Consider the following 10,162-nt stretch of genomic DNA (forward strand, 5'->3'; position numbering starts at 1 on the left):
CTGCCTATTCTTTTAAAAGATGGGAGGAATAAATGAGAAGGCAGCAGTTAAAAACAAGAATAAGCGCACTTCTTATGGCTGTTTCACTTTCTGTAGTGGGAAGCTTTGCTGGAGTAAAAACAATACCAGCAGCAGAAGAAATGAGCACAACCGACATTAGCTTGTATCAGGAAGAGAATCAGACGCAAGAGAAAATCGAAGTGCAGACTGAGACTAGTCCACAGCTAGAAACTTCAGCAGTAATAACAGAAAGTCCACAGTCGGAAAGCATACAGCCAGAGAGTACACAACCGGAAAGTACATCGTTAGAGACTGAGTCAACGATAGAAACAGCTTCTGAACATGAAGAAACAACAGTGGGAGAAGATGTAAGTGAAACAATAACTGAAACAGCTATTGAAACGACAGTAGAAGAATCTCCTGAAGAATCATCTGGAGAAAATATATTTGCAGAAGAATCTTCTGAGGAAGTATCATCGGAAGAAATGACAGAAGAGGAGTCAACTGAGGAAATAGAAGAGGAAACTACCGAGTTTGAATATGGAATTGACTTTTTAGATCTTGGAGATGTGACTCAGATTATTCAAATTTTATCATGTCGGATAGAGGGAAGTCAAGTCATTGTCAAGGGAAAGCTTAACCATAAGTTTAAGACAGCAGATGAGAAATTGTATCTGTTTGAGGAGCCGATGTATCAAAAAGATATTACAGGCAGTCCGATTGCAGATGTGAAAAAAGAAGATACGTTTGAATTTTCTGTTCCGCTGAATAATAATACAGCACAGTCAAAGTTGTATTCTAAATTTTTTGTTGGAATGAAATTTAGGGATGGTACGTATCAGGCATTGAGTGATGGATGCTTTATTACAAATCCAGAAGCATTGGCAGAAAATCAGTCATCATATCCGCAGGCAAGAAGCAAAAAAGGGCTTCTCACAGATATTGCTTTTGGAACAGATATTGAAGAATTAGGCCTTAGTTATACAAATGTAAATATTATAATGAATGAGCTAATTAATGGCAGCGGATATTCCTATACATATAATGGGAAAACATATCAGTATTCGTCAAATTGTATTGCTAAGTTAGATCAAACACTTCTTATGTACGACCGAAATAATATTATTGTGAATGCGATTTTATTATGGCAGCCAGATCAAAACCCACATAGCTTTGGCTATCCTGGTGCAAATGCATCAATTGGTGCATATCATGGATGGAACGTTGTCTCAAAGGAAGGAATTGAATGTATTTCAGCAGCAATTCATTTTCTTGGTGAACGATATGGCAGAAGTGATCATGCATATGGACATATTGCAAGCTGGATAGTTGGAAATGAAGTTAATGCAGATACTTCGTGGAATTACACAGGTCACCAGTCTGCACCGGATTATGCATATATTTATACCAATATGATGAGAATTACAAGCCAGGCAGTGAAAAGCAGCTGTGCACATGCGCGAGTTTTTATGTCGTTAGACATGTATTGGCATGGTGTGTCTGGAGGAACACGTTATGATGGAAAAGAGCTAATTGACTATGTAAACACCTATATGAAGGCAGAGGGTGATATTGAGTGGGGAGTAGCATTCCATCCATATGGAAATCCACTTACGGAGGCAGAGTGGTGGAATGATAATGCAACCTTTAATGAAAATGCGATTTTTATTTCAATGGAGAATATTTCAGTTTTAACTGGATATTTGTGTAAAAATGGATTGCGAAATCCAGATGGCTCCGTAAAGCATGTGATATTGTCTGAGCAGGGATATACATCACATTCGTTTAACCAGGGAAATGTAGAGTGGAAGCAGGCAGCGGCACTTGCTTATGCGTATTATGTGACTGAAGCCAATCCTTATATTGATGCATTTATTGCAATGAGAGAAGTAGATGCGAAGCCGGAGGCAGATGCGGGAATACATCAGGGCCTTTGGTATAATGATGAAAATAAGGCATGGTGTACATTTGCAAAGAAGCCTGCGTGGACTGTGTGGAAATACATTGATACAGATCAATCATTTGCGTATACAGATTCACTTGCATCGCTTGTCGGATTGCCGTCATTTTCATCTGTATATGGTTCTGTAATGGCGTCAAAAAACAGGAGTGCAGATTTAGGTACCGGCGGATATGCCGCGTCATGTAATGTTGGAACGACTCTTATGAATGGCTGGTATGGTGAGTATGGATTAACTTCCTGCAGTGCAGACAGCCAGAAGATTGCCGTAAATGCAGGAGCAAACAGTCCATTCACATATGCAGGAATTGCACGCGCAGGAAATGTTGATTTTTCTTCACAGCGTTATTTTTGTTTTAATATTTCAGGAACGGCTGGAGATAATCAAAATTTGAGAGTGCGCATGCGTTTTACAAGCGGTCAGGACACGCTTGAAACGGAGCTTGCACTGAAAAAGAATGTAAATCAGATGATATATGCTGATCTTGGAAACTGGAAGGGAAAAAGCAATGTTTCTAAGATTCAGATTTGGGTGCAGCAGGATGGAACTGAAAAATGGCAGAATGGAAGCTTTACAATTCAGAATGTATGCCAAAGCAGTAGTATAAGTACAACATCAGCACCATCACTTACAATTACAGAATCGGGATACACAGGAGTAACTCAAGATGCATTTACTGCATATTGCAAGGTGAGCGGAACAAAGCCGGTTGCAAGAGTAGAATATAGTGCATGGAATATTGCATTCAGCACAGAGAAAACAGTTACAAAGCAGGGAAGCATTTCTGGTGGATATTCTCAGTGCAGTTTCTCAATTTCTGAGTTTGGGTGGAGAACAGGTGCATATGGTGTTCGAATTGTGGCATATGATACGGACAATGTAGCTTCAAAGCCAGTGCTAGTTAGTGTTACTGTGAAGGGTGCGGCAGAGGCACTTGTTATTTACAATGTTTATACAACAGATATTTCTTATAATGGATTTACACTTACAGTAGAAGCAGCCAGTGATTATGGTCTTTCTGGAAATTCTTCTGTGGCAGTATGGAGCAGTACCGCAGGACAGGCAAAGACTCTTATCTGGTATCCGCTTCAATTTGTAAATGGACGGGCAAGTGTTCGCGTAAATATTTCAAATCATGGAAATTATAGAGGTGAATATAATTGTCATGCGTATGTTACTGATAATAGGGGAACAAAAAAGCTGTATGCATTAACAGCATCTGTTCCTACGCCAGTTCCTAAGATTACATCTGCATCTGTAACGGAAGTTAGTGCTTTGGGATATCAGGTGAATGCAAATTTTGATTGTCCGCTTGGTGTGTCAAAGGCAGAGATGAAAACATGGACAGACAAACTTGGCTTAGGCGCTGCAGTGACAACGAATATGACGGTCAATGGATCAAGTGTAATGGCATATGTAATGACATCTGCTCATCAAAATAAAAGTGGAACGTATCATTCTGTTATTTATTTGTATGATAAAGCAGGAAATTGCGTAACGCGAACACTTGATGTTCAGATTCCAGAGGATTTGGAGCGAGAAAGCGGAAAACCGCAAATTACAGCTTCATGTACACAGACAAATTCCGATAATTATCGAATTTCGTTCCAGTATAGTACACTTTTTGGTGTAAATGCGATTCGCGTTGCAACATGGACAGCAGAGAATGGTCAGGATGATCTTGTTTGGAGAGATATAAATTATAATCCATCAACAAAGTCAGGATACATTGATCTTCCGGCAAAAGATAAAAAGGGAGGCCCATATATTAATGATGTGTATATATGGGATTACGCAGGACAGTTTAGTATGTATCGTGTTATTACGAATACACCTTCTAAAATGCCAAAAATTGTTAAGATTACAGTATCAGAAGTGAGCAGTACTGGATATCGTGTAACAGCTCAGATCGAGGCTTCAAGAGGAATATCGAAAGTGCTGATGCCGACATGGACAGAGGCAAATGGTCAGGATGATTTAGTTTGGCATCAGGCAAGTGTTTCACAGAATACTGCAACATGTTATATCCGTACGTCAGATCATAAAAATGAGTATGGAACCTATATTACACATGTTTATGTATATGATGCGGATGGAGATTTTGCACTTGAAGGAACGTATGTGCCACTTGACCAGAATACACAAAATGGCTATACAGGTTTGCTTCTTCGTGATGGAAAATGGAAGTATTATCAGAATGGAGCGTTAGAGGAAAATTATATAGGACTTGTAAGCAATGGTGGAAGCTGGTATTATGTAGAGCGAGCAGAGGTGAACTGGAATTATACAGGATTGACCTACTACGAGGGCAGTTGGTACTATGTGAGAGCAGGTGTTGTTGACTGGTTATATACTGGATTGTGCTTACATGATGGTGCTTGGTATTATATAAAAAATGGTTTATTAGATTGGTCTTACACCGGATTGTGTTTCCACAGCAAAGTCTGGTATTATATTAAGAATGGTCAGATAAACTGGAATTATACTGGTCCATGTCAGTATAATGGAGAGTGTTATTATGTAGAAAATGGTGTGTTGAATTGGAGCCATGATTTGAATAACGATAGTGGAAAGACATATGCATCTGTTCTTGTAGAACCAGATGTAGATAATCAGAAGGCAGCAGCGATATTGGAAGAGAAGGCAATTATGATTGAAGAGGATCATGCACAGCCGACAGTTTTTACGGCACAGTCAGAACCAGAAGTAAAAATGCCACTACAATCAGAAATGCCATCAGAGGCAGATGCAACACTACCAGTGCAATCAGATAAACAGCAGATTGAATTGAATTGGTTTGTTATTATTGTAAAAACATTTCTTTCATACATTAAAGAGTGTATTGGTATGTAATCTGGAGCAACAATAAAATATTAGCAATATATATAAAACGTCAGGAAGCAATTGGAAATACAATAGCTCCTGACGTTTTATCTATGCTTTTCACTATATTGTTATGATTTCTTAAATGAAGCAACATCTTCTTTTGTACATCCGTCTTTTGAATATCGCGCTTTTTCATAAAGGGCATGCAGAAGATGTGTGCGCTCATCATCTGGCAGTTTTGCATACTGTTCAAGCTCCAGAGGAGTCAGTGATACAGGAATGAAATTGCCAGCCTTTTTGTTTAAATGGCTTCCCTGCTGAATCTGCTTTTTAAATTTTTTTCGAATCGTGGTATTCGGATTAAACAGCATAGAAAAAAGAGAATCACGTTCTTTTTTTTCAGAATCCTGAAGAAAAGTAGATTCTGTTTCTTCATTAATAAATTCCTGTATATCGCCAGTTACTGCAGATGGCTTGTAGAAACGATGTACAAGCATCAGTATTGTATAGCCAATTCCTACAAGCGCACCTGCACTGACAACAAATAAAATGGCAGCAAATAAAATATCATAAAGCATTTTAAGCCAGGCAGGTGTAGGTTTAACATCGCCAAACATAGCAGATTGTCCAGAGGTGGCAAGTGACTCAGCTGCTGTTTCTATGACTGTCTGTTCTTCACTGGAGAAATGAGAGAAAATCCATCGCAAAAAATCACGTATAGCGATGCCGATGGAATAAACAATATGATCTAGTGGAAGAAGTGGAACAACAAGCATGACCACAAGAGCCAGTATTGAAAAGGCAATCATGAGTGCACGGTTCGTAGAAATAATCTGTTTGCCGGGAAGGTTTGCTATATTGCGTCTGCTGTAAAGATAGCGATTAAGGCTTTTTAAATTCGTGTATACAAGAAAATCAGTCAGCCAGGCAAATGTAATCCAGTAGAGTATTGTTTGAAGATCATTTCGTTTTAGCAGCAAGGCGATAAAAAAGAGAAGAACAAAATACCCTAAAAAGCCGGCACTTGGCGAATCAAAAAGACCACCTGATTCAATTACGTTTTCATCCACAATTTCATAGTCGTCTGTTTTTTGAAGACGGGAAGGAATACGGATTAGCATGATAGCTACTGAAAGAATCAAAAAGTACAGTTTCTCCCAAAAGTTGCTTCCAATAAAAAACAGCAAAATGGCACATGCAATACCAATAATGAAATAGCTGACAAAATGCTTGATTTTTTCCTGGCCATAAGCAGTAACTGCAAATGGAATCAGCAAAAGAAAACTGTGAAAAAAGTAGAATAAGTAACGAGAAGGAAAAATAAGACAGGAGAGAAATGCAGTAATTCCAAGAATTAACAAAAATCCATGAATATGCTCTGTCAGAGCCTGAAGCTTAATTCTCATATTTGTTTACCTCCCATCGTATAATTTCCATATTTGGCACTTTCCGTACGCGAAGCTCCATGTCCTCGTAGAGAGGTGCAATCCACATAGCGCTGCTGCCAGTTTTGATCAGCTGTTCAAATGCATCCTGCAGGGAATTGCTCATAGAGTTAGAGATCATGATATAAAGCGGAGCAGAAGTCGAGTTTGCCATTTTATTTGTGAGTTCATGCAGTTGGTCTGTACAGGATACAACTGTTCGTGTAAGATCGATTCTTGCAAGAACCTCAGCAATAGCATTAACATGACGAAGACCACTTCCAGTAGGAATTACGGCAACCTGATCAGTAATACAGTCACTTCCATTGCATATCATTCTGGTGGGAACACCAGTATTAAGGAAGTAGTAGCTGATTGATGCGGCAAGCCGGATTGCGATTTCGTGAAGCTGTTCATATACCCATACAGTTTCTGTTTCCAGATTTAAAATAATAATGGCTTCCTGAGAAGATGTAGAGTCGTGAACATTAACCATAAGCTCACCAGTTCGTGCACTGGCAGTCCAGTTTACGCTATTCATCGGGTCAGTAGATGTGTAATCTCGTATGCCGCGAAACTCAAAAGGATCCTCATATAAAAATTGGCGGCTAGTCATGGTTCCTATCATTTTTCGAAACGGTACGTCAAGACAATCAATATTTAGATATCTAGGATAAACATATAAATAGGTATTTTGATTCAATGTGCTGATATATTCACTTGTCATAAGTAGATTGGATGAGATGATATCAGATTGTGTAATCTCATAGTATCCGCGCTTTTGACAGGAGAAGACAAGCGTTCTTCGTATTCTCTGGTGAAACAAAACAGAAAAAACATCGTTTTTATAGTTGAAATCAGAAACGCTTGTATTTTCCATATTTTGAAATACAAGATTGCGGCTGACCTGAAACTTAACGTTAAGGTAGGCAAGCGGAAGAAGCTTTCTGTTTTCAATAACCTCTGTCAGTGTGGCTTGTTCGCCTTCTAGAACCGCCTTGTCTTGAAAGTGGATTGAGACAGAGAGATTTTTGTCCCAAAAAGTTTTGTAGATCAAATCCTGCAATATGTATAAAAGACCTGCTGCGGCTAATAAAAGAAGTATTTTCATGGCAAATCCTCAGTCTTATTCGTGTTTTCCCCAGTTTTCAGTAGGAACGGCAACATCAGACAGTAGCTTTTCAATAATTTCAGTACCGGTTGACTGGCTGCCAACGCCGCGGCTTAAGACAAGTCGGTGTGCGAGAACAAAGACTGCTACTGCCTTGATATCTTCTGGAACTACAAAGCTTCGTTCATGTAAAAAGGCATACGCCTTTGATGCGTTCAAAAGTGCAAGTGTTCCTCGTGGGCTTACTCCAGTAACTACATAAGGATGACGTCTGCTTTGCTGTGAAAGCTCTGTCATGTAATCAAGCAGAAGCGGATGAACAAAAACTTTTTTATAATCCTTTTGTGCTGCAACAATTTCCTCAGTAGTGCATACAGCAGACAGTTCAGCAAGCGGCTGGGCATGTTCAAAACGCGTCAGGATAGAAAGCTCCTCTTCTTTAGATGGAAGACCCATAGAAAGCTTCATGAAGAAACGGTCAAGCTGTGCCTCAGGCAGAGGAAATGTTCCAGTTGTCTCGACAGGATTTTGTGTTGCGATAACAATAAAAGGAGCAGGAAGGGGTCTGGTCTTTCCATCAACAGTAACCTGACGCTCCTCCATGCATTCTAAAAGTGCAGATTGTGTTCTTGGTGTAGCACGGTTAATTTCGTCTGCCAATAAAATATTGCAGAAAACAGGGCCTGATTTAAATACGAACTCACCCTGCTTCTGATTGTAATAGTTTAATCCAGTTACATCAGATGGCAGCAAATCTGGTGTAAACTGTACACGGGAAAAGGAGGCATCCAAAGAGCGGGCAAGTGACTTAGCCATAACTGTTTTGCCTGTTCCAGGAACGTCCTCCAATAGAATATGACCGCCGGCAATTAAGGAAGTCATGACCATATCGATCACCTTTCCCTTTCCAACGATCACGGATTCAATGTTTTCTTTTAATTTCGTTAGTGTACTCATAAAATCTCCTTTTCTGAAGCATTTAAATTTTGTTTTCAGTATAGCATAGTTATTAAAAAAAGTGGAAAAAAGATGTAATTAATCAGGAATTTGTTTGCCAGAAGGATCCATGTGAAAATGATCTTTATAAACAAGCTCAGACAGCGTTACAAATTCATAACCCTTTGACTGAAGTGTTGAAATAACAGTTTCAAGTGCATCTTTTGTATATTTGGCACCATTATGCATCAAAATGATGGATCCGTTTGAAAGCTCAGGATTTAATGCAGTTCTATCAATGATAGATTGAACACCGTAGTCTTTCCAATCTAAGCTGTCAATATCCCACTGAATACTAAGATATCCACATTCTGTTGCTGTTTGTATTAAAAGATTGTTGTAGTCGCCGTAAGGTGGTCTGAAAAAGCACATATTTTGACCAGTCAGTTCCTTTACATTTTTGTGTACCTGCATTAACTCATCGCGGATCTGTTCTTTTGAAAGTGTGCTCATCTCTGGATGTGTCTGTGAATGATTTCCTATATCGTGTCCGGCAGCAGCAATTGCCTTGACATCATCAGGATAGGCATCTACCCAGCTTCCTGTTAAGAAAAAGGTAGCATGAACTTGATTTCGTGCCAGAATTGACAAAAGATCAGCTGTATCTTCATTGCCCCAGGCTGCGTCAAATGTAAGCGCAATTTTCTTTTGATCAGTCTGAACACAATAAATTGGCAATTCTCGTGAACCTTGGGTAGTGCTTACCATTACGGCGGCGGGAAGTGTAAAAGCGGTAAGCAGAAGAAGCAAAAAAGCAGCAGAAATTAAAAGAGTTTTGAAAGAAAATGGATGAAAGACACCTTTTTGAAAATTGAACATGGAAGGACACCTGATACCTTTTTAATAACTGATATGTAAAGAAGGTTGGATTCATGATGATTTTTCTTATTGTATGTTTTGATTATCTGTAGTACAATAAAAACAAGAGAAAAAAATTGTTACATTATGAGAGGATGGTTTTCAAATTATGTATTATGTAGATGAACATATTAAAAATACAAATCGCGTTTTTCCGCAGCAGGGCCGTTATGATTATCTGCGCTATGATATGAATGAAAATCCGGAGGGACTGCCAAAGGAATTTGTAGACAGCGTATTAAAAGAGATTACACCAGAATTTCTTTCGATATATCCTGAGCCGGATCGCTTCTTGAATAAGTATGCAGCCTATATTGGCGCATCATATGAAAATGTAGTAGCAGTAAATGGTTCTGATATGGGAATACGTTATCTGTTAGAGACATTTGGTGAAAAAGGAAAAGATGTTGTCACAGTTGCACCAAGCTTTGAAATGTATTGGGTAAACTGCAGCATTCTTGGCCTTCATCATGTTCCGGTTGCATATGAGCCGGATATGACGATTTCGATTGATAAAATTTTAGATGCCGTTACAGAAAATACTAGAATTGTAGTGCTATTAAATCCAAACAATCCGATCGGCAATGTTTACACTGAAGATGAATTGGAAAAGGTAATCGAAAAAACAAAGAAAGTCGGTGCAATCGTTATTATTGATGAAGCGTATCATTATTTTTATCCAAATACTTTCTTAAAATATGCACTGAATGAAGAAAATGTTGTGCTTTTGCGTACATTTTCAAAGTTGTTTTCGATTGCTGCATGTCGTCTTGGCGTTGTAATCAGCAATCCTCAGATTATTCATTATGTGAAAAATGCGAAGCTGACATTTGATGCAAATGCGATTGCGTTATTGTTTGCAGAACGCATTTTAGATCATCCAGAGATGATTGAGCAGCTAATAGAAACGGAAAAAGAGGGAAAGGCATATACTCTTGCAGAACTCACAAAGCATGGATACGAGACAAGAGACTGCCGTGGAAATT

6 protein-coding genes are annotated in these 10,162 nt (G+C 38.9%); 2 read left to right on the top strand and 4 right to left on the bottom strand.

Annotation, left to right across the window (positions count from 1 at the left end; all coding sequences use genetic code 11):
• Positions 1–32: 32 nt before the first annotated feature.
• On the top strand, positions 33–4,814 hold the full coding sequence (locus tag WJP93_RS10450; protein ID WP_337548188.1) for a DUF5722 domain-containing protein: 4,782 nt from the start codon (positions 33–35) through the stop codon (positions 4,812–4,814).
• Between the two features lie 101 nt (positions 4,815–4,915).
• On the opposite strand, the gene WJP93_RS10455 is transcribed toward WJP93_RS10450, so the two are convergent.
• The 4 genes from WJP93_RS10455 to WJP93_RS10470 all read right to left on the bottom strand — a co-directional run bounded on the left by WJP93_RS10455 (position 4,916) and on the right by WJP93_RS10470 (position 8,996).
• Positions 4,916–6,193, bottom strand: coding sequence for a hypothetical protein (locus tag WJP93_RS10455; protein WP_337548190.1), 1,278 nt, complete (start codon positions 6,191–6,193; stop codon positions 4,916–4,918).
• Positions 6,183–7,322 carry a DUF58 domain-containing protein gene (locus WJP93_RS10460; protein ID WP_118615585.1) on the bottom strand — a complete coding sequence of 380 codons (1,140 nt, stop codon included), beginning with the start codon at positions 7,320–7,322 and terminating at the stop codon, positions 6,183–6,185. The genes WJP93_RS10455 and WJP93_RS10460 overlap by 11 nt, the downstream gene beginning before the upstream one ends.
• A gap of 15 nt (positions 7,323–7,337) precedes the next feature.
• Entirely contained in the window at positions 7,338–8,279 is a 942-nt protein-coding gene (locus WJP93_RS10465) for a MoxR family ATPase (protein WP_118615583.1), read from the bottom strand.
• A gap of 78 nt (positions 8,280–8,357) precedes the next feature.
• Positions 8,358–8,996 carry a polysaccharide deacetylase family protein gene (locus tag WJP93_RS10470; RefSeq protein WP_337548194.1) on the bottom strand — a complete coding sequence of 213 codons (639 nt, stop codon included), beginning with the start codon at positions 8,994–8,996 and terminating at the stop codon, positions 8,358–8,360.
• 289 nt (positions 8,997–9,285) lie between these two features.
• Between WJP93_RS10470 and WJP93_RS10475 the strand changes: the two genes are divergently transcribed.
• Positions 9,286–10,162 (top strand): histidinol-phosphate transaminase (locus WJP93_RS10475; protein ID WP_337548196.1); only part of this gene is annotated, 877 nt, incomplete at its 3' end.

Source organism: Anthropogastromicrobium sp. (assembly GCF_037349415.1).
GTDB classification, from domain to species: Bacteria; Bacillota; Clostridia; order Lachnospirales; family Lachnospiraceae; genus Anthropogastromicrobium; species Anthropogastromicrobium aceti.